Source organism: Streptomyces sp. NPDC059499 (assembly GCF_042749285.1).
Lineage (GTDB): Bacteria > Actinomycetota > Actinomycetes > Streptomycetales > Streptomycetaceae > Streptomyces.
The window spans coordinates 16,264-36,636 of record NZ_JBHYTT010000020.1 but is presented as its reverse complement, the minus strand read 5'-3'; the positions used below and the strand labels follow the sequence as shown (position 1 = coordinate 36,636).

Annotated in this window: 20 protein-coding genes; 9 read left to right on the top strand and 11 right to left on the bottom strand. The window is 69.8% G+C overall.

What is annotated here, in order from left to right:
• Positions 1-9: 9 nt before the first annotated feature.
• The gene (locus ACFW9O_RS32265; RefSeq protein ID WP_384614270.1) at positions 10-438 is read right to left on the bottom strand and encodes a PPOX class F420-dependent oxidoreductase; all 429 of its coding nucleotides are present in this window, start codon (positions 436-438) and stop codon (positions 10-12) included.
• Positions 439-574: 136 nt separating this feature from the next.
• Between ACFW9O_RS32265 and ACFW9O_RS32260 the strand changes: the two genes are divergently transcribed.
• The 3 genes from ACFW9O_RS32260 to ACFW9O_RS32250 all read left to right on the top strand — a co-directional run bounded on the left by ACFW9O_RS32260 (position 575) and on the right by ACFW9O_RS32250 (position 2,613).
• Positions 575-985 (top strand): roadblock/LC7 domain-containing protein, encoded by a 411-nt coding sequence (locus tag ACFW9O_RS32260; protein ID WP_384614268.1) that lies wholly within the window; start codon positions 575-577, stop codon positions 983-985.
• Between the two features lie 109 nt (positions 986-1,094).
• A complete protein-coding gene (locus ACFW9O_RS32255; RefSeq protein WP_384614267.1) occupies positions 1,095-2,084 on the top strand; it encodes a DUF6397 family protein in 990 nt (329 codons plus the stop codon).
• A 40-nt stretch (positions 2,085-2,124) separates the two neighbouring features.
• Entirely contained in the window at positions 2,125-2,613 is a 489-nt protein-coding gene (locus ACFW9O_RS32250) for a GNAT family N-acetyltransferase (protein WP_384614265.1), read from the top strand.
• Between the two features lie 17 nt (positions 2,614-2,630).
• On the opposite strand, the gene ACFW9O_RS32245 is transcribed toward ACFW9O_RS32250, so the two are convergent.
• Complete coding sequence (locus tag ACFW9O_RS32245) at positions 2,631-3,314, bottom strand: histidine phosphatase family protein (protein ID WP_384614264.1); 684 nt, start codon at positions 3,312-3,314, stop codon at positions 2,631-2,633.
• A gap of 251 nt (positions 3,315-3,565) precedes the next feature.
• Here ACFW9O_RS32245 and ACFW9O_RS32240 point away from each other — a divergent pair, with 251 nt between their 5' ends.
• Complete coding sequence (locus ACFW9O_RS32240) at positions 3,566-4,195, top strand: LAETG motif-containing sortase-dependent surface protein (protein WP_384614262.1); 630 nt, start codon at positions 3,566-3,568, stop codon at positions 4,193-4,195.
• Positions 4,196-4,326: 131 nt separating this feature from the next.
• On the opposite strand, the gene ACFW9O_RS32235 is transcribed toward ACFW9O_RS32240, so the two are convergent.
• On the bottom strand, positions 4,327-6,468 hold the full coding sequence (locus ACFW9O_RS32235; protein WP_384614260.1) for a SpoIIE family protein phosphatase: 2,142 nt from the start codon (positions 6,466-6,468) through the stop codon (positions 4,327-4,329).
• A gap of 200 nt (positions 6,469-6,668) precedes the next feature.
• Between ACFW9O_RS32235 and ACFW9O_RS32230 the strand changes: the two genes are divergently transcribed.
• The gene (locus ACFW9O_RS32230) at positions 6,669-7,727 is read left to right on the top strand and encodes an enoyl-CoA hydratase/isomerase family protein (protein WP_384614258.1); all 1,059 of its coding nucleotides are present in this window, start codon (positions 6,669-6,671) and stop codon (positions 7,725-7,727) included.
• 33 nt (positions 7,728-7,760) lie between these two features.
• Here ACFW9O_RS32230 and ACFW9O_RS32225 read toward each other — a convergent pair whose 3' ends face one another.
• The 4 genes from ACFW9O_RS32225 to rhaI all read right to left on the bottom strand — a co-directional run bounded on the left by ACFW9O_RS32225 (position 7,761) and on the right by rhaI (position 14,121).
• Positions 7,761-9,224 (bottom strand): arabinose isomerase, encoded by a 1,464-nt coding sequence (locus ACFW9O_RS32225; RefSeq protein ID WP_384614256.1) that lies wholly within the window; start codon positions 9,222-9,224, stop codon positions 7,761-7,763.
• On the bottom strand, positions 9,217-10,761 hold the full coding sequence (locus ACFW9O_RS32220) for a rhamnulokinase family protein (RefSeq protein ID WP_384614254.1): 1,545 nt from the start codon (positions 10,759-10,761) through the stop codon (positions 9,217-9,219). The genes ACFW9O_RS32225 and ACFW9O_RS32220 overlap by 8 nt, the downstream gene beginning before the upstream one ends.
• 77 nt (positions 10,762-10,838) lie before the next feature.
• Positions 10,839-12,884 (bottom strand): bifunctional aldolase/short-chain dehydrogenase, encoded by a 2,046-nt coding sequence (locus tag ACFW9O_RS32215; RefSeq protein WP_384614253.1) that lies wholly within the window; start codon positions 12,882-12,884, stop codon positions 10,839-10,841.
• Between the two features lie 70 nt (positions 12,885-12,954).
• A complete protein-coding gene (gene rhaI / locus ACFW9O_RS32210) occupies positions 12,955-14,121 on the bottom strand; it encodes an L-rhamnose isomerase (RefSeq protein WP_384614251.1) in 1,167 nt (388 codons plus the stop codon).
• 199 nt (positions 14,122-14,320) lie between these two features.
• Here rhaI and ACFW9O_RS32205 point away from each other — a divergent pair, with 199 nt between their 5' ends.
• Entirely contained in the window at positions 14,321-15,082 is a 762-nt protein-coding gene (locus ACFW9O_RS32205) for an ArsR/SmtB family transcription factor (protein ID WP_384614249.1), read from the top strand.
• Positions 15,083-15,164: 82 nt separating this feature from the next.
• Here ACFW9O_RS32205 and ACFW9O_RS32200 read toward each other — a convergent pair whose 3' ends face one another.
• Positions 15,165-15,395, bottom strand: coding sequence for a hypothetical protein (locus ACFW9O_RS32200; RefSeq protein ID WP_384614247.1), 231 nt, complete (start codon positions 15,393-15,395; stop codon positions 15,165-15,167).
• 81 nt (positions 15,396-15,476) lie between these two features.
• On the bottom strand, positions 15,477-15,974 hold the full coding sequence (locus ACFW9O_RS32195; protein WP_384614246.1) for a hypothetical protein: 498 nt from the start codon (positions 15,972-15,974) through the stop codon (positions 15,477-15,479).
• Positions 15,975-16,119: 145 nt separating this feature from the next.
• Here ACFW9O_RS32195 and ACFW9O_RS32190 point away from each other — a divergent pair, with 145 nt between their 5' ends.
• Positions 16,120-16,980, top strand: a complete 861-nt coding sequence (locus ACFW9O_RS32190; RefSeq protein WP_384614245.1) for a pentapeptide repeat-containing protein — start codon at positions 16,120-16,122, stop codon at positions 16,978-16,980.
• A 29-nt stretch (positions 16,981-17,009) separates the two neighbouring features.
• Here ACFW9O_RS32190 and ACFW9O_RS32185 read toward each other — a convergent pair whose 3' ends face one another.
• Both ACFW9O_RS32185 and ACFW9O_RS32180 read right to left on the bottom strand, forming a co-directional pair.
• Positions 17,010-17,555, bottom strand: coding sequence for an SRPBCC family protein (locus tag ACFW9O_RS32185; RefSeq protein WP_383185166.1), 546 nt, complete (start codon positions 17,553-17,555; stop codon positions 17,010-17,012).
• Positions 17,556-17,875: 320 nt separating this feature from the next.
• Positions 17,876-18,727 carry a LysR family transcriptional regulator gene (locus ACFW9O_RS32180; protein ID WP_351182191.1) on the bottom strand — a complete coding sequence of 284 codons (852 nt, stop codon included), beginning with the start codon at positions 18,725-18,727 and terminating at the stop codon, positions 17,876-17,878.
• A 95-nt stretch (positions 18,728-18,822) separates the two neighbouring features.
• On the opposite strand from ACFW9O_RS32180, the gene ACFW9O_RS32175 reads away from it, so the two are divergent.
• Positions 18,823-19,554 carry an SDR family NAD(P)-dependent oxidoreductase gene (locus ACFW9O_RS32175; RefSeq protein WP_351181773.1) on the top strand — a complete coding sequence of 244 codons (732 nt, stop codon included), beginning with the start codon at positions 18,823-18,825 and terminating at the stop codon, positions 19,552-19,554.
• Between the two features lie 525 nt (positions 19,555-20,079).
• Positions 20,080-20,265, top strand: coding sequence for a hypothetical protein (locus ACFW9O_RS32170; protein WP_351181756.1), 186 nt, complete (start codon positions 20,080-20,082; stop codon positions 20,263-20,265).
• The last annotated feature ends 108 nt before the right edge of the window (positions 20,266-20,373 follow it).

The window sequence follows — 20,373 nt, the reverse complement described above, 5'->3', positions numbered from 1 at the left end:
CGGCACGGTCTAGGTGGCCATGTCAGCCATGGCCACCACCTTGTCGATGCGCACACGTACGACGAGTTCGCCGGCCACACCGTTGCGTGCCCCGAACTCCTCGGCCGCCTCCGCCCCCATGTACCGGCCTGCGATACGCGTCGCCCAGTGGCGTAGTTCGTCGAGGTCCTCGCTCAGGTCCGCACGTCCTTGGAGCACGGCGAACGCGAACGGGGGCCGGTCGTCGTCCACGCAGATCGACACCCGCCCGTCCCGCGCGAGATTGCGGCCCTTGACGCTCCCCTTCCCGGTGTTGAAGACCAGATCGTCGCCGTCGAGCAGGAACCAGACGGGCGCGATGTGCGGGCTGCCGTCCGCGCGTACGGTCGAAATCTTGGCGGTGCGGGTCCCCTCCGAGAGGAACGCCCGCCATTCGTCCTGGGTCATGTGGTGTGCCATGAGCCCATCTTCGGACGAGATCCCCGTCATGGCGCGAAGCGACGCCCCGGAGGCGGGGAGGCGCTTGCCCGCGAGGGACCCGTGCGCGAGGCTTGCCCATCGATGCGGGGAACGGACGAACGGGGAGGATGAGCACATGCCGATGGACCAGGGACTCGACTGGCTCCTTGACGATCTCACCAGCCGGGTGGAGCACATACAGCACGCGCTGGTGCTGTCGAACGACGGGCTGGTCACCGGAGCCAGCACGGAACTGGCCCGCGAGGACGCCGAGCACCTGGCGGCCGTCTCGTCCGGACTGCACAGCCTGGCCAGGGGATCGGGGCGTCACTTCCGGGCCGGAAGAGCGCGCCAGACCATGGTGGAGTTCGACGAGGCACTGCTCTTCGTGACGGCGGCGGGCGACGGCAGCTGTCTGTGCGTGCTGAGTTCCGCGGAAGCCGACGTCGGCCAGGTCGCCTACGAGATGACCTTGCTGGTCAATCGCGTGGGCGAACACCTCGGCGTGACAGCGCGACAAGGTGCGGAGCGAGCCGACCGCCTCTGAGCTGCGCGTTTTCGCTGAGAATAGGTAGTTATCCACAGGGGCAGCGGGATCTGCCTCCCCTGGCTACCGTGGTCACGGAGAGTATTCGACCACACGGGGGAGGCCAGTCATGGCTGTCAAGGAAGCGGCACGTACGGCCCGCGCGGGAGCGGACCGAAGCCACTCGGGAGCGGGTGGGGACGCCGGGACGTCCGGGGGTGCGGGGAGCACGCTGACCGCGGGGCGCGCCGCGCAGGAGCTGGAGTTGAAGCGCGGCGAGTTCGATCTTGCCGTCCATCTCGGGCTGGTCGGCGCGGACGCGCCGCCGGGCGGCGGGAGGCCGCGGGTCCGGAGGGAAGAAGTCGACAGGCTGCAAGCCATGGACGGCTTCCCCGAGTCCCTCCGGGACAGGGTGCGCACGGCGGGGACGGCGGAGGGCGCCGCACTGCTCGGCATCAGCAGTGTCCGCTTCAGCGGGCTCGCCCGGGTCGGGTGCATCTCACCGGTGGCGTTCTACCTGAATCGGTACCGTGCGGTGGTCTGGCTCTATCTCGTGGACGAACTCGCAGGGTTCGGCGCCAAGGAGCCCGAGCTGCTCGCCGGCAGGAGCCCGGTCGGGATGCGGACCATGCTGGAGGCCGGCGTCGACTGGCGTGCGCGCAACTGGCGTTCGCGCAGGATCGACAGGCTGCTGAGCCGGACGGAGGATCCGTGGGCGCGTGCCGCGGTGCAGGCGTCCGCACTGGACGCGGTCCAGCTCGCGGAAGTGGTGGACGACCCGTACGAACGCGCCTACCTTGCGCGTGTCAGGCCGGAACCTGACTTCGGACGGCCGGGATCCGTGTCCGGGAGGGAGGCCATGGGGCAGCTCATGCTGGCCGACGATCCGGACGAGATCCTCTGGCGGCGGGTGAACCTGGTCATGGAGCTGGACCGGGCGCGCGAGCGCCGTTCCGCTCCCCGGCCAGGTGGCGAACCCGGGAGCGCCCCGGTACCTGTGCCCCCGCGGACGAGGGAGGTGCTCGACCGGATGCCGGGTCGCGCCGCTGTGGCGACCGTCGCCGGGCCGGGTCTCCTCGCGCGGATCGGTCTGGGCAGGCGACGCAGCCGAGATCATTAAGTGCTTGCGGCCGGACCGTGCCCACAGGCATCTTTGCCCCATGCTGATCAGAGAAGCCACTACGGAGGACTGGCCTGCCATCTGGCCGTTCTTCCACGAAATCGTCTCCGCAGGCGAGACGTTCACCTTTCCCCTGGACCTGGGGGAGAGCGATGCCAGGGGCTGGTGGCTCCTGACCGCACCGAGCCGCACGGTCGTCGCGGTCGACGACGCCGGGACCGTCCTGGGCACGGCCAAGATGAACCGGAACCACATGGGCAACGGATCGCACATCGCCAGCGCCAGCTACATGGTCGACTCCCGGCACTCCGGCCGAGGCGTGGGCCGGGCCTTGTGCGAGTACACCGTGGAGTGGGCGCGGGAAGCGGGCTTCCGCGCCATGCAGTTCAACGCCGTGGTGGAGACCAACACCCACGCCGTGCGGCTGTACCGCTCGCTCGGATTCGAGGTGCTGGGGACGCTTCCGGAAGGATTCAACCACCCGGTCGAGGGCTACGTCGGACTGCACATCATGCACAAGGCCCTCTGAAGCGCCCGCCGAGCCGCTCAGTCGCCGACACCGGAGATCGTGCGACCCGCGGGTCCGGCGTCCTCCACATCGCTCCTGGTCTCTGGAGCGACGACGGTGCCGGCCCAGGACAGTGCCTTCCAGCCATCTTCGGGCGTGCCCTCGACCACCACGACTCCCGTGTTGCCGAGGGCGTGGGCGGCGGCGAATTCCACCGAGACGTTGTGGGCACGGGCCGCCGCCCACATCCTGATCGCCGCGCCGTGACTGATCAGAGCAGCCGTGCCCGTGGGGGCGGGTCCGGTGGCCGAGGCGGCCTCCGCAACCACCGCGTCGAAGCGGGCCAGCGCCTCGGCGCCACTCTCGCCCCCCGCCATACGCCTTGCCGTGTCGCCGGCGGACCAGGCGAACGCCGTTGTCAGGTACTCCGCCACCGCCGCCCGGTCGGCGCGCATCTCCAGCTCCCCGGCGCTCAGTTCGCGGATGCCGTCGCGGATGCGGACCTCCAGACCCCGTTCGGAGGCCAGGGGCGCCGCCGTCAGTTGCGTGCGTGTCAGCGTCGAGGCGTAGAGGGCCCGAATGTCCTCGCCTGCCAGGGCGGACGGCAGTTCGGCCGCTTGGCGCAGGCCCAGATCGGTGAGCCCGGGTCCGGGTGGTGCGGTGTCCAGGAAGTGGCCGAGGTTGGACGGCGTCTGACCGTGACGGATCAACAGCAATCGCATAGAACGGGTCGGGCTCCAAGGCGGGTCGCATCGTGCGACAACAGATATATGTACTGGTCACCCTCTCATCGAGCCATCCCGGACCGCACCCGCACCCGCACCGGCGTGTCCGCCATGTCATAAGTCGCGGCGATACGACAGCAGTTGGTGTGCCCGATGCTTCGTGGGGTGGGTGCGCACCCGGGTGGCGAGGGCAGTACTGTGCGCCCCACCGCCAGTCCGGCGGGGAAACTCGTATGGAGGAAGAATCCATGACCATACCCAGGAGATCGTGGCGTGGCGCGGGAGCATTCGCGGCCGCTGCGGTTGTCGGCCTGGCCGGCGGAGTCATCTCCGCCGCGCCGGCCGCAGCTCACACCCCCACCTGGGTCGTGACCTGCTCCGACGTGAGCGTCGATCTGACCGCCTACTCGAGCGACGTGGCCAACGTCGTGACCGTCTCCGTGGTGGGCGGCAAGGAACTGCTTCCCGCGACGACGTTCGGTCGGGAGTTCCACACGAAGACGCCGCTCCAGCTGCCGGCGCACGACAAGGAGCTGACCATCCGGCTCGTCGTCAAGGCCGGAGACGGCGAGAAGTTCTCGCGCGACGAGACGAAGCAGGCCCCGGTGTGCGAGGACAGCACTCCCTCGCCGACGCCGACCAAGGAGAAGCCGACCGAGCCGCCGGCCACGAAGACCCCCGAGCCGAGCGCCACGCCGAGCGAGACCGCTACGGAGACGGCCCCCGCCCCGGCGGAGCCGAGCCCCAGCGCGCCCGACCTGGCCGAGACCGGTTCGTCGTCCGCGACGCCCGTCATCGGGGGAGCCGCGATCGCGGTTCTGCTCGCCGGTGGCGGCATCTTGTGGGCCGTCCGCAAGCGCCGTTCCGCGCAGCACTGACGTAGCCCGGCAGTCCGGCCCGACGGGCCAGTACCGGCAGGCCGGGTGAGGGGCGTACCGCAGCGGAAGCGCTGCGGTACGCCCCTCACCGCGTTCCTCGTGGCCGCGCCGGATGAGTGATCCGACTGCCATCAGGGGCGAGGTGCGGCCGAGGCGGCCGGCGGGGCGGCGGCGGAATCCGGGGAAGCCGGGCCCATCTCGCACCAGACGGCCTTGCCTTCCCCACGGGGTTCGATGCCCCAGCGTGTGGCGACCGCGTCCAGGAGCAGCAGACCACGTCCCGAAGTCGAGGTCTCTCCCGGAGTGCGACGCCGAGGCCAGACACTCGAACGGTCCTGGACCGACAGCCTGATGCGCCGGACAGGTTCCGGCAGGACCTCCAGCGTGAGAACGGCCCCGCCCTCCGTGTGCAGCAGCACATTCACCAGCAACTCCCCGGTGACCAGCTCCGCGTCGTCGGCCAGTGCGGCCATGTCCCAGTCCGTCAGCGCCTGGCGGACGATGGCGCGCGCATCGGACAGACCCTCCGGGTCGGCCTGATGGATGTACTGGTGCAGCCGAGGAGCGCGTGGCGACCCCAGGTCCGGGCTGCGTCGCAGCACCAGCAGTGCCACGTCGTCCCCCGAGCCCCACCGTTCCCACAGCCGGTCCGACAGATGATCCGCGAGGGCCTCGGCGCCCGCCGGCCCGTTGCTGATCTCGTGAACCAGCGTGGCCACGCCCGAGTCGATGTCGGCGCCGGGCTCCTCCACGAGTCCGTCGGTGTACAGGACGAGCGTCTCTCCCGGTACCAGGTCGAGCCGAGTCTCCGGGAACTCCTCGTCCTTGAAGGTCGTGGAGATCCCCAACGGCAGACCGCCGCGCACCTGAGGGCTGGCCACCCTGCCGTCGGTGTGCCGGATGAGCGGGCCGAAGTGCCCGGCACGCACCACACGCACGGTGCCCGTGGCGAGATCCACCTGTGCGTACGCGCACGTGGCGAAGCGGTCGGTGTCCAGTTCGGCCAGGAAGCGGGAGGCGCGAGCCAGTACCGTCGCCGGCGGGTGTCCCTCGGCCGCGTACGCGCGCAGGGCGATACGCAGCTGGCCCATGATCGCGGCAGCGTGCGTGTCGTGGCCCTGTACGTCGCCCACCACGACGCCGAAGCGGTGGTTGGGCAGCGCGATCACGTCGTACCAGTCGCCGCCGACCTGCCGGCCGCTCCACGCCGCGTGGTACCGGACCGCGATCTCCCCGCCCTCGATGTCGTGGATCCGCCGCGGAAGCATGGCCGACTGGAGCCCGGTGGCGAACTCGCGTTCCTCGTCGAACAGCATGGCCCTCTGGAGCGACTGCGCCACGATGGCGGCCAGCCCCAGACAGAGGATGCGCTCGTCCGCGCTGAACACCGTGCGTTCCCGGTAGAAGAGCGCGAGCCCGCCGAGGGGCCGCGCCTGTGCGACCAGCGGAAGGTAGGCGGCGGCGCGGAACTTCAGCCGGCCCATGTGCGGCTCGAGTACCGGATAGCGCCGGATCAGGGAGTCGAGCGAGGTGATGAACCGGGGCTTTCCGCTGAGGATCGTGTCGCCCAGGGGAAGGTTCGCGTCGAGTTCCCCGGAGCCCAGTCCGCCGAGCACCTCCACGGAGTCCCCGCTCAAGGCGATGATGTTGAGCGCGGAGTTCTCCACCAGCCCGAGTGCCAGTCCGTCCGAGCCGAGCCCGGCCAGGCCGCCCGGGCCCGTGAGCGCTGCCGTGACGTCGTCGACGGTCACCGCACGTGACATCGCGCTCGTCGTGCGTTCAACGATGTTGGTCTGGCGCGCGCGGCGCTTTTCCAGATCCTGTACGAAGGCCGAATGGGTGACTTCCGCCGTCGCGTCCCGTACCACGCCGATGACACGGCGTGCGCGGCCGTCCTCGGAACGCAGGATCCTGGCCTGAACATGGGTCCACTGGCGGGTGCCGTCCGCCAGGGGCACCTGGAAGTGCACGCTGTAGGAACTGCTCCCGCTGGAGAGCGCCTCGTCGATGGTGACGTCCAGACGTGCTCGCTCCGACGGATCCAGCTGCTCCACCACGGCCCCGGGCCGTGCGTCGAAGGTGTCGGGGTCCAGGCCGAAGACCATCAGCCCGGCTTCGTCGATGTCCAGGGTCCCTGCGTCCAGGTCCCATTCGAAACTGCCGGTCCGATTCATGGCGAGGCGCTCCGCCGTCCCCGTTTCGCTGCTGCCGGTCCCGTCGGACCGGAGGGGAGGCGGAGCCTTGGAGTCTGCTCGCCGTGGATGATCGGTCATTCCTGCTCCGGAGGTCGTCCGGCGGGGCTGCTGGACGTCGCGGCCCGTAGGTCTCAATTGTCGAGCCCGCCGTGCGGGAGTGCCACAGCGGTTCGGCGGGGCACCCGCCTCCGGGGCATCGAGGAGGCCGTCGCAGAATGGCAGGCAGAGATCTCCCACGACCGGTGGATGCACCGCCCATGCCTGACCGGAGCGCACCTATGAATGACGACGAGCCCGTCCTGCTGCATACCGAGGGTCACAGCCTGCACATCACGCTCAACCGCCCCCGGGCCCTGAACGCGCTCACCCACACCATGGTGCGGAGCATCGACGAGGCGCTCACCCTCGCCGAACAGGACGACGACCTCACGGCCGTCGTCATCAGCGGGGCCGGGGAGCGCGGTCTGTGTGCGGGTGGCGACATCCGGTCGATCTACGAGGACGCGCGAGCCGGACGCCGGGCGTCCGTGGATTTCTGGCGCGACGAGTACCGGCTCAATGCCCGCATCGCCCGCTTCCCCAAGCCGTACGTGGCGCTCATGGACGGCATCGTGATGGGCGGCGGGGTAGGGGTGTCCGCCCACGGTGACGTCCGCGTCGTCACCGAGCGCTCCCGTGTGGCGATGCCCGAGACCGGGATCGGCTTCGTCCCCGATGTGGGCGGTACCCATCTGCTGGCCGCGGCACCCGGTGAGCTCGGTACCCACCTCGCGCTCACCGGGCAGGCCGTGGGCGCCGCCGACACCCTGCTGTGCGGGCTGGCCGACCATTTCGTGTCCTCGGAGCGGCTGACGGATCTCACCGCCGCCCTTGCCCTCGGCACCACGGCCGCCGAGGTGACGGAGACGGTGGTGCGTTACGCCACGGAAGCACCGGAAGGGGAGCTCGCGACGCAGCGCTCGTGGATCGATTCCTGCTACGCCGCCGACACCGTCGAAGAGATCATCGGCCGCCTCCTCGACAGTGGTGAGCCCGCGGCGAAGGAGACCGCCGGGACGCTCCTCACCAAGTCACCCACCGCGCTCAAGGTCACCCTTGCCGCCGTGCGCCGCGCCCGGAGTCTCGAAAGCCTCGAAGCGGCCCTGGACCAGGAGTTCCGGGTCTCCTGCCGGGCCTTCGCCGGGCCCGATCTGGTGGAGGGCGTACGCGCCCAGATCATCGACAAGGACCGTCGTCCGAAGTGGCACCCGGCCGAGCCGGGCGACGTCACCGACGCGGACGTCGCCCGCCACTTCGAGCCGCTCGGTGAACTCGAACTCGGCCTGGCATCGGGCTGAACCGGCGTCACCTCCGGGCGGCACGAATGCCGCTCAGAGGTCGCCCGGGCCGGTGACCGCGCGGAACGGGATGCCGAGGAGTCCGGCGGTGGCCCTGAAGTCCTTCGCGCGGTGCCCCGTGCAGAGGGTCCAGTGGTGACCGATGCCCGTCGAGGACCAGGCGTCCGTCCACTCACCGGGGTCGAAGCCGAAGTCCACGCGGGACGTCGTGTTGCCGATCTTCAACAACTGGCCGGGGACGACCTCGCCCTCGGAGACGACGAACACGAACGAGCCGTCCGCCTCCTGCCCGATTCCGAACGTGGTCACCGGGCCGTGCTTCACGTCGAACTCCACGCTGACGCCCCAGCCGCGCTTCCCGTGGTAGACGCCGAGTCCCCGCAGCAGCGGGTCCTCGGCGCTGACCGCCAGATGCGCAGGGCCGTCGTGGCCCATCTCGACGACCCCGTCACGGAAGTTCAGGGCCTGCAGTTCGGTGAAGGACCCGCCGGCGCCGAGCGTGTCCGCGATCAGCATGGCGAGGCTGGTGCGGAGCTCGTACTCACCGGCGACCGGGATGCCGCGGGCGGTGAGCAGGGAAGCTCCGAGGATCATCCCGGCACCGAGCCGCTCGTGGATCTCGCCGTCGAGGCCGCGATGGTAGTAGGCGAGGCTGTCGAGCGAGAAGTCCTCGACGAGCCGGTCCAGTCCCACGGACACCCGGGCAGCCCAGTCGAGATCACCCTCGTCGACGGACTCGTCGAGGGTGAACACACCCCGGGCCAGCGCGACGCGCTCGGCAGTCTCCTCATCGGTGACCGCCGCGACCCGTACCCGCAGGTCATCGAACTCCAGGACCTCGACATGGCCGCCGAACCGGGAGGACACCAGCGTCATGTCCGTCGACACGTCGAGCATCCCCGGATAGAGATGGCCCATCAGCCCGTGCCGGCCATGACGCATCGCGCCCCGCACAGCCGCCGCGGAGATCCACCGGCGGATCCGGTTCCACGCGTTCTCGTCCCGCAGATGTCCCGAGACCGAGCGGAAGGCGATCCCGCTGCGGCGGAACACGTTGGCGACCTCGGGCAGCGGGCACTGACCGCAGTAGGCCAGCCACTTCCCGGTATCGGTGTTCGGATGGTCCATCGCCTCCGTCGGCTGGAGATCGATGACCAGCACCGGTGTTTGGGTGCGCTGGGCGATCGGCAGCACCATCGAAGCGGTGAGATAGGTCGTCAGGAACGTGACGACGATGTCGCAGTCGGCCCTGCGGAGCTGCTCCGCCGCGGCGGCCGCCTCCTGGGGATCGGAGATGAAGCCGGCGTCGACCACCTCACATCCCATTGCCTCGAACCGCTCGGAGACGTAGCGCGCCGAGTCCTGGAGCTGGTCCAGGAGACCGGGGAACTGCGGCCAGTAGGCGGCCAGCCCGCCGGAGACCAGGCCCACGCGGGTAGGGCGGCGTGCGGTGCGGACGAGAGAGGCGTCGAGTGCCGCGGTGGCGTTGTCAGCCATCGGAATTCCTTCCTTCGTCTTCTGCGGGGCGGTCGGCGGCGGCCGGTGCGCCCGCCGTACGCGTCGCCTCCAGGCGGTCCTCGGCCCTGTCCCAGGCCGAGGGATCCCCTTGAGGGCTGTAGTGACGCAGTTCCTGGGTGTGCGCGACGAGCCGGCGCATGTCCGCCAGGCCCCCCACCAGGCCGTGGGCCCGCGCCTGGAGCAGTACATTGCCGAGCGCGGTCGCCTCGGCAGGACCCGCGGTGACCGGCAGACCGGTCGCGTCGGCGGTCCACTGGCACAGCAGTTCGTTGCGCGATCCACCCCCGACCAGGTGGACGCGGGTCAGCTCGCGGCCCGCCAGTCCGGCGGCCTTCCGCAGCGTGCGGCGATGGGCCAGAGCAAGGCTCTCCAGTACACAGCGCACATACCCGCCGGGGCCGTCCGGCAGCGCCTGTCCGGTCCGGGTGAGGGCGGAGTCGATGCGCGAGGGCATGTCACCCGGGGCGAGGAATGCCGGATCGTCGGGATCGATCACCGCGGCGAACGGTCTGGCCCGCTCCGCGTCCGCGAGGAGCTGCGGCAGGCTCGGGGACCGACCGTCCCGCTCCCACGAACGACGGCACTCCTCCAGCAGCCACATGCCCATGATGTTGCGGAGATAGCGGACGGTGCCGTCGACCCCGCGCTCGTTGGTGAAGTTCGCGGCCCGCGACTCCTCGGTCAGGACCGGCGCGTCGAGTTCCAGACCGGCCAACGACCAGGTACCGCACGACACGTACGCGAACCCGGGGTCGGTGGCAGGGACCGCGGCGACGGCCGACGCCGTGTCGTGCGAGGCGACCGTCGTCACCGGCGTGCCCGCCGGCAGACCGGTGAACCCGGTGACGTGCGGCAGCAGTTTCCCCGCCGGATCGCCCGGTTCGCGCAGCGCGGGGAACAGCGAACGCTCCAGCCCCAGCCGCCCGATCAGCACATCGGACCAGTCCCCGGTGCGGGCGTCGAACAATCCGGTCGTCGACGCGTTGGTCGCCTCCGCACCCACCGTGCCGGTCAGCCAGTACACCAGCAGATCAGGCATCAGCAGCACCGTCCGCGCCGCCTCCCACTGCGCGGTGGAACGATGGGCGGCCAGCTGGAAGACGGTGTTGAACGGCAGATGCTGCAAACCGTTCACGCCGTACAGCTCCTGTGCCCCGACCCGGGCCAGCACCGCGTCGGCAGCCCGGACGTTACGGCTGTCCCGGTAGTGGAACGGCACCCCGAGCAGTGCACCGTCGGAGTCCAGGAGCCCGTAGTCCACGGCCCAGGTGTCGATGCCGACGGAGGCGACGGGCCCGCTGCGCGCCGCGTTCCGGAGTCCGTCCAGCATGCCCCGGTACAGGGCGAGCACGTCCCACCGAAGCCCGTCGGACAGCCGGACCGGAGTGTTGGCGAAGCGGTGCGCCTCGGTCAGCACCAACTCGTCGGCACCGACCCGGCCGGTGATCACCCGGCCGCTGGTGGCACCGAGGTCGACCGCGGCGAACACCGGGTCGTGTCGTGAAGTCGCAGACATGGAAATCTCATCCGATCCGGGCGGGGCCGCGTCTCGCACGTGCGCAGACGGTGCGGGACACGGCTCAACGCGCGTGGTCAGCGCAGGAAGGCCGCCGCCACACCGGCGTCGACGGGAATGTGAAGGCCGGTGGTGTGGGTGAGATCCCCACCGGTCAGCGCGAATACGGCGTTGGCGACGTGCTCGGGAAGCACCTCCCGCTTGAGGAGCGTGCGCTGGGCGTAGAACTCGCCGAGCTTCTCCTCCTCGATGCCGTACGTCGCCGCGCGCTGGGCCCCCCAACCCGCGGCGAAGATACCGGACCCCCGCACCACCCCGTCGGGGTTGACGCCGTTGACCCGGATGCCGTGCTCGCCGAGCTCGGCGGCCAGCAGACGCACTTGGTGGGCCTGGTCGGCCTTGGTCGCCGAGTACGCGACGTTGTTCGGACCGGCGAACACGGCGTTCTTCGACGCGATGTAAATGATGTCGCCGCCGAGTTTCTGGGCCTGCATGGCACGGGCGGCCTCGCGCGACACGAGGAACGAGCCGCGCGCCATGATGTCGTGCTGGAGGTCCCAGTCCCGCGCGGTGGTCTTCAGCAACGGCTTGGAGATGGAGATCCCGGCGTTGTTCACGACCAGGTCCACGCCGCCGAAGGCGAGCACCGCCGACGTGAAAGCCTCGGCGATCTGCGCCTCGCTGGTGACGTCCACCGTCACCGCGACGGCCTTGTCCGGCCCGCCCAGCTCGTCGGCGACCGCCGCCGCGTTCGCGGCGTCGACGTCGGCGACGACGACACAGGCACCCTCCGCGACCAGCCGGTGCGCGATGGCCTTGCCGATGCCCGACCCCGCGCCGGTAACCAGCGCGACCCGGGTGGCGAGCGCCTTCGGCGGCGGCATGCGGCGGAGTTTGGCCTCCTCCAGTTCCCAGTACTCGATGCGGAACTTCTCGGACTCCTCGATCGGAGCGTACGAGGAGACGGCCTCCGCACCCCGCATCACATTGATCGCGTTGAGGTAGAACTCCCCGGCGACCCGGGCGGTCTGCTTGTCCTTGCCGAAGGAGAACATCCCCACACCGGGTACCAGCACGACGGCCGGGTCAGCGCCGCGCATCGCGGGCGACCCGGGTGTCGCGTGACGGTCGTAGTAGGCGCGGTACGCCTCGCGGTACTCCTCGTGGAGCTCCCCGAGACGGGCCACCGCCTCGTCCAGCGGCGCGTCCGCGGGCAGGTCCAGGACCAGCGGGCTGACCTTTGTCCGCAGGAAGTGGTCCGGGCAGGACGTACCGAGTGCGGCGAGGCGCGGGTGCTCGGCGCGGGAGAGGAAGTCCAGCACCGGTTCCGCGTCGGTGAAGTGCCCCACCTGCGGGCGGTCCGTGGACGCCAGACCGCGGATCACCGGAGCCAGCGCCGCGGCCCGCTCCCGGCGTGCCTCCTGCGCCAGTGCCTCCCGGCCGGGCAGCACGGGGCCGAACGGCTCCGCCCTGCCGTGGACCTCGAGGAACGTCTCGGCCGTACGGATCATCCACAGGGCGTTGCGCTCGCACTCCTCCGAGGTGTCGCCCCAGGCTGTGATGCCGTGGCCGCCCAGGACGACGCCGACCGCCTGCGGGTTGGCCTCCTTGACGGCCGCGATGTCGAGACCGAGTTGGAAACCGGGCCGGCGCCAGCCCACCCATGCGACCTTGTCCCCGAAGCACTCCGCGGTGAGCTTCTCGCCGTCGGCGGCGCACGCCAGGGCGATACCGGAGTCAGGATGCAGGTGGTCGACGTGCGCGGCCTCGACCAGCGCGTGCATCGCGGTGTCGATGGACGGGGCGGCGCCGCCCTTGCCGTGCAGGCAGTAGTCGAACGCCGGGACCATCTCGTCCTCGCGCTCCACCCCCGGGTACACGTCCTTGAGCGCGCGCACCCGGTCCAGCCGGAGCACGGCGAGGCCGGCTTCGGTCAGCGTGCCGAGGTCACCGCCCGAGCCCTTGACCCAGAGCAGTTCGGCCTCGCCGCCGGTGACCGGATCGGTCTCCGTGGCCTTGGCCGAGGTGTTGCCGCCGGCGTAGTTGGTGTTACGGGGGTCGGAGCCGATCCGGTGGGCGCGCTCCAGGAGCGCGGCGACTGCGGCGTGCGTCGCGGACGTCATGAGGGTTCCTTCGAGGTGATGGGCCGGCGGGTGCCGGGCGGACAGCAGGACGGCAGGAGCGCCGGGGGGCTCAGGCGCCCCAGCCGGCCTGCTCGCCGCCGACCCGGTCGGCTGCGATGCGCTCCTGGTTGCCGGAGGCGAGGTAGGCGGCGAAGGGGTCGCGGGCCAGGCCGAGTTCCTCGCGCACGTCCGCGAGCAGCGGTCGTACGTCGGTGTTGTACGCGTCCATCAGTGCGCCGTTGGCGGCGAGTACGTCGCCGGAGCGTTGCGCGGCGGCCAGCGCCTCGACATCGATGAGCAGCGCCTTCGCGGTCGCTTCCTGCACATTGGTGACCGAGCGGATGACGGCCGGGATCTTGGCCTCGATGTTGTGGCACTGGTCGAGCATGAAGTTGACGTTGGTCTCGGGCTTCATTCCGCCGTTCTTGACCACTTCGTGCATGATCCGGAAGAGCTGGAACGGATCTGCGGCGCCCGCCATCAGGTCGTCGTCCGCGTAGAAGCGGGAGTTGAAGTCGAACGCGCCGAGCTTCCCCTCGCGCAGCAGGAACGCCACGATGAACTCGATGTTGGTGCCCGGTGCGTGATGGCCGGTGTCCACGACGACCTGGGACTTCGGTCCGAGCTTGAGGCAGTGGGCGTACGAAGTGCCCCAGTCGGGGACGTCGGTGGTGTAGAACGCGGGCTCGAAGAGCTTGTACTCCAACAGCATCCGCTGGTCGTCGCCGAGCCGCTCGTAGACTTCGGCAAGTGCCTCGGCCAGCCGGTCCTGGCGGCCCGAAATATCGTCCTGACCGGGGTAGTTGGTGCCGTCGGAGAACCACAGCTTCAGGTCGGGCGACCCGGTGGCGTCCATGATGTCGACGCACTCGAGCAGGTGGTCGGTGGCCTTGCGGCGGACCTTGGGGTCCGGGTGGGTGACCGAGCCCAGCTTGAAGTCGTCATCCTGGAACACATTGGAGTTGATGGCGCCGATCCTCAGCCCGAGCCCTTCGGCGTACCGGGTCAGTGCCGCGTAGTCCTCGACCCTGTCCCACGGAATGTGCAGCGACACCTTCGGGGCGACCCCGGTGAAGCTGTTCACCTGCGCCGCGTCCGCAAGCTTCTCGAACGGGTCGCGCGGGACTCCGGGCTGGGCGAAGACCTTGAAACGGGTACCGGAGTTGCCGTAACCCCAGGACGGCGTCTCGATGACCTGAGACTTCAGGGCTGCCTTGACGGCCGACACATCAGACATGAACACCTCGTAATCAGAGTCATCCGGCGACCGGTGAGGATCGGGGATGTGAATCGTTTCATCCGGAACGTACGCTAGGTTTGGCCGATGCTGCTAGTCAAGCAGCTAGTCAAGTTTTGTAGCCATTGAATCAATTCATCGAAAGCGCTTGCTTTCTCTGCGGTTGACAGGTGACCAAAAGGTCACATATTTTGGATTCATGGACGCGGTGTTCAAAGCCCTGGCAGACCCGACGCGGCGCAGTCTGCTCGACGAGCTGTTCCGTGACGACGGGCAGACACTGAGTGCGTTGGAAGCCCGCTTCGAGATCACGCGGTTCGCGGTAATGAAGCACCTCAAGCTGCTGGAGGCGGCGGGTCTGGTCGTCACCAGGCGGCGAGGCCGGGAGAAGCTCCACTTCCTGAACCCGGTGCCCATCCGGCTCGTCCACGACCGGTGGGTGAGCAAGTATGCGGAGCCCTGGGCCGCAGGGCTCAGCGGCCTCAAGAGCCGACTGGAGAATCCCATGGAGAAGATCTTCGAGATCTACATCCGCACCACTCCCGAGCGCCTCTGGGAAGCCATCACGGACCCCGAGATCAGGAGCAAGTACAACTTCGGTGCCCGTGTCACCTCGGACTGGACGCCTGGGTCACGCTTCGAGATGGGTGCCCCCGGAGCCCCGGGCCCGCTTGGCGAGGGCCAGAACATCGAGGTCGACCCGCCGCGCAAGCTGGTCCAGAGCATGGTGGCGCTCTGGAGCGAAGAGGTGAAGAGCGAGGGGCCGACCCGCATCACGTGGGAGATCGAGCCCGTCGGTGACTCCTGCCGGCTGACCGTCACCCATGACGAGCTGCGCGACGGCGCCAACGACGAGCTCTACGGCGGTTGGCCGATGATCCTCTCCGGCCTGAAGACATGGCTCGAGACGGGTGAGCTCCTCACCACGCCTGGCTCCCTGATGTACAGCGGCAACAACTAGACGATCACCCCCGCTGAAAACGCCGCACGCCGGCTGTCGCGCTCCCGGCAGGGAGTGCGGCAGCCGGCGCGAGCCGCAGTGGTCAGCGGCCGGACGAACCGGTCAGGCTCGGCTGCAGCGCCCGCACGAGAGCGAAGAGCCTGTCCTCGTTGCCCGAGAGGCCCGCGCTCCGCAGCGCCTCGTCGGCCTCCTCGATCGGGGAGGCGAGCAGCGGCATGTACAGCGGGGCGTCCGCCGGGTCCGTGAGCGCGGCGCGGGTGGCCGCGAGTAGCCGGACGTACGCCTGGGCCGCGGCGATCTCGTCATTGCGCATCTCAGCATCTCCTGGTCAGAGGTGTCGGACCGTCAAGCATCCCCCATGGGTCTGACAATGTCCGCCCGAGCCGTGCGGCGATCAGGATCGGACGTCCTGTGGGCGAGGACCTGCGGCCGGTGGTTCGACCTCCAGGAAACGCCGTCGGCGGGGACCGCGGTACGACAGAGCTGTCCAGCCCAGGCGCGACAGCACGGTGACGCACCCGGCCAGAGCGCGCTCCTCGTCATGGGCGGCACCGCTGCCGGGAGGGCCCACCCATTCCACCCGTACGGATCCGGGGGACTCGCCCTCGCACACCCGGTACCCCGTGGCCGTTCGCTCCCCGGACGCTCCGACCGCCGAGGCGGACACCTCCGCGGCCTCCAGGGCCAGTGCCACGGCCCGGACCGGCCGGTGCAGCTCCCATTGGGCGGGTACACGCTCGGGATCCGCGTGCCACGTATTGGTCAGCCGCCGGATCTGCAACATCCCTTCGAACGCGGTGCGCACGACGCCCGCACGCTCGTCGACGGGTCCGGACAGCGGCGGACCGTCCCCGGTGAGAGGCTCGAACGCGGTCTCCCGCGAGGTGCCCATGCGTATCCCCTTCGCCGGTGCGGTGGAGTGCGGTGCTCTGTGGCCAAGTGTGCGCCGTCCCACCGACAACGGCGGCCGGGCCGGGAGTTGCCAGGCATCGATAGGCTCGGCACACCCGCCCGCTTCCCTGGAGGAATCACGTCCTGTGCCCGACCATGAACCGCCCGGCGTTCCGGCCACCGAACGGGAGGACCTGCGCGCCGACTGCGCGAACTGTTTCGGTCTCTGCTGCGTCGCGCTGACACTGACCGCGTCCGCGGACTTCGCGATCAACAAGGACGCCGGAGAGCCCTGCCGCAACCTGCGGGACGACTTCCGGTGCGGCATCCACACGCAACTGCGGCCCAAGGGGTTTTCCGGCTGCACGGTGTACGACTGTTTCGGCGCCGGCCAGAAGGTCTCCCAGGAAACCTACGAAGGCCGGGACTGGCGGGCCGCTCCGGACACCGCCCAGCAGATGTTCCAGGTCTTCCCCGTGATGCGCCGCCTCTACGAGTTGCTCTGGTATCTCACCGAAGCCCTCGCCCTGCCTTCCGCCGGACCCCTGCGTGCAGAGCTCCGCAGCGCCCTCGACAGCACCGAGCGGCTCACCCGCGGTTCGGCCGAAGTCCTCGCGGAACTCGACGTGTCGGCACACCGCGACGAGGTCGCGTCGTTGTTGCTGCGCGCCAGCGAGCTCGCACGCGCCGCCGTGCCCCGGCGCAAGAAGCGCAACCACCGGGGTGCCGACCTCATCGGGTCCCGCATGCGGGGCGCCGATCTGCGGGGGGCGGATCTGCGTGGGGCCTACCTCATCGCGGCAGACCTGAGCGGGGCCGACCTGCGGCTGGCCGACCTGATCGGCGCGGACTTCCGTGACGCCGAACTGTCCGGCGCAGACCTCAGCGGGGCGCTGTTCCTCACTCAGGCCCAGCTCAACGCGGCGAAGGGCGACACCACCACACGGCTTCCGCCGTCCCTGACGCGGCCCGCACACTGGTCCGGCCAGGGCACAGGACAGGCCTGAACACCCTTGTGATTGGCGCCCCGCCCGGGTCACGCGGGGCGGGGGCCGTCCTCCCCGTGTCCGGCGGCAGCCGCATCGTCCTGCTCCAGTGCCGCCTTCAGCCGTTCCAGCGTGGTGCGGATGTTGCCACGCTGGAACTCGGCGAACGTCTGCCCGCGCGTCGCGATCCGGTCGAATGTGTTGGCGAGCAGGTCCGGCCATGCCCGGCGGTCGTCCGTCCATATCTCCGTGACCCGGGTGGAGCCTTCGACCGCCTCGAAGCGGTACTCCCACGTCGCGATCGGCCCGCGCAGCCGTGGCCGCTTGGCCCCGATCGCGTGAACACGGAACGCGAACCGTTCGCCCTCATCGGCGGCTGTGACCGTGCACTTCGTCGTCCAGCGGAAGGCGCCGCGCTTGTTGCGGCCCTCGAAGACCATGCCCACGTGTGCGCCCCGGTGTTCCCCGAGCACCGTCGCGCCCCGGTTCTCCGGGCTCCAGCGCCCCATCGCAGTGGGGTCGCTGAGCTGTTCGTACACGGCCGAGGGGGCCGCGTCGATCACGATGCTGTCCGACACGGACATGGTGCGGGGCATGGGGGACTCCTTGTCCACGGCCGTCCTGGGACACCTGCCGCAGGCCGGGCGGATCGTGGGCGAACGGATGGCGTTGGTCGTTCGTCGGACAGTGTGGCCTACACGCGGAACCGCCCGGGACACCGGACCCGATGTGACTCGTAGCGATAGGTGTCACTTCGCAGCGGTATCCGTCACGGGCCGTCGGTAGTCGCCAATTCATATGGTGTGACTCTGCGGGCCAACTGTCGCGTCAGCATGGAATCCGTCGTCCAGGGCGGGCTATTACCCAAAATGATGAGCCGGGGCACGATCGTGGAACCTGGCCAGGCGTATGGGAACTACCGGAGACGGGTCGCAGTCCGGACAAGGTCGGCGACGGCTCTGGACCGACTGTGCGGCGGCCAGGCGATCACGGTGGTGACTTTCGGCGCGTCCAGCACGGGCACGGCGGCGAGGTCACCGTGCAGTTGAGCTCGGCACGACTCCGGTGAGACCGCGCAAGCACGGCCGAGCGCGACGAGCTGCAACAACTGCGCGTGGTCGCGGACCTGCGGGCCGGGGCCGGGCGGGTAGGTGCCGTCGGGGTCGGGCCAGCGTGGCAGGGGCAGGCCGGGCAGCCCGGTGATGTCGGCCATGTGCACATGGGGCTGGACGGTGAGCGGATGCCCGGCCGGCAGGACCACGACCTGGCCCTCCGTGCTGAGTTCTTCGGTGTGGAGCCCGGCCGTCGAGTCGAACGGCCGGTGCAGTAGCGCCACGTCGGCCCGGCCCTCGCGCAGAAGCCGTTCCTGCTCGGCGGGGCCGCACAGGATGACGTCGACGGGGACCGCGCCGGGTTCGGCGGCGTACGCGTCCAGCAGTTTCGCCAGCAGTTCGCGGGACGCGCTGGCCTTCGTGACCAGGACCAGGCCGGGACGGCCGGTCGAGGTAAGGGCGGCGCGGCGGGTCCGGCGCTCGGCCGCTTCGACCGCGTCGAGGGCCGCCTGGCCCTCGGCCAGCAGCACCGAGCCGGCTTCGGTCAGCGTGACGGTGCGGCTGGTCCGATCCAGCAGCGCTACCCCGAGTCGGCGTTCGAGCTGCTGGATCGCCCGTGACAGAGGCGGCTGTGCGATCCCGAGCCGCTGCGCGGCGCGCCCGAAGTGCAACTCTTCGGCGACAGCGATGAAGTAGCGCAGTTCCCTGGTCTCCATCCGGCCAGGATACTCACGGTCAATACCTGGAAGGTATCGTTGCCCACCCAATCGGTCTTGGACCCCCGCAGGGGTCCGAGAGCAGCATGGTCCCCATGAGCGAACGAACGATTGCGCTGGTCACCGGCGCAAACAAGGGAATCGGCTACGAGATCGCCGCAGGCCTGGGCGCCCTCGGCTGGAGCGTCGGCGTCGGCGCCCGCGACGATCAGCGCCGCAAGGCCGCGGTGGAGGGCCTGCGCGCGGCCGGCGTCGACGCGTTCGGCGTACCGCTGGACGTGACCGACGACGCGAGCGCGACAGCCGCCGCACGGCTGATCGAGGAACAGGCCGGGCGCCTCGACGTGCTCGTCAACAACGCCGCCATCACAGGCGGCATGCCCCAGGAGCCCACCCGCGTCGACACCGCCACCATCCGCACGGTCGTGGAGACCAACGTCATCGGCGTCATCCGCGTCACCAACGCGATGATGCCGCTGCTGCGCCGCTCTGCCTCACCGCGGATCGTGAACATGTCCAGCAGTGTCGGCTCCCTCACCCGGCAGTCAGGGACCGCTGGTGAGCTGACCACAGGTCCAGTGGCCGTGGCGTACTCGCCGTCGAAGACGTTCCTGAATGCCGTCACCCTCCAGTACGCCCGGGAGCTGAGCGGCACGAACATCCTGATCAACGCAGGCTGCCCCGGCTACGTCGCGACCGACCTCAACGGCTTCCGGGGCGTGCGCACCCCCGAACAGGGCGCGGCCATCGCCATCAAACTCGCGACCCTGCCCGACGACGGCCCGACGGGCCAGTTCTTCGAGGACGCCGGCGTAGTGCCCTGGTGAAGTGCACGGCGGTCATCACCCGCGCAGTCACCAGGGTGAGGCCGCTTGGCCCGCGCGTCTCGAGCAGGTTCATCGACTGTCGGCCGCCCCGGCCGACGCTCCGGTGTTCGGGGCAACGCTCCGCACCGCTACCGGTTCCCGCATGGATGGCAATTCACCGCAGGTTGCAAGCAGCGTGTCCCTCAGGCGGGTAGTGAGGAACGCGGGGCCTGATCGAAAACCCACCTACCAGGGGCTTTGTTCGTCTGTCAGGCCAACTGGCCATCCGACAGGCGAGATTGGCGACGGATCACAGTACGGCTGGCCGCTGCCCCGGCCCGCCCCGGCCGGTGAACCTACGTATTGGATTACGTAGTTCTACTGGCGCCCCGGGAAGGCAGCGTTGGGAGACTCACCCCATGAGCTTCCTGACGGAGCCCTGGTGTCACGTCGGGGAGCTTGCTGACTCCCTACTGGGCAACCGTCCAACGGGTAGCGAACGCTGTCTGGTCAACAAAGCCCGCCTGAACATTGGAGAGTCCTCCGTTGGTTTCCAAGATTCGCGTCCTTCTGGGCATGCTCGCGCTCCTGGCGCTGGCCCTCGGCGCCATCGCCCTGCTCGCGGCCATGAAGGCCGATGCCACCTGGTTCACGGTCGTTCCTCTCGGCATCCTCGTCATCGGCGCGTCCGTCGTCCAGTCGCTCGGATGGTTCAACAAAAAGGGCAGGTGACTGGCCTGGCGGCTCGCAGGGCACACAGCTTCTCCTACGGCGCCCGGCTCGCGGGAATCCCGGCGACTTCCGGGCCCCGGTGGCGCCGCCTTGCGTCCGGCTTCGTGG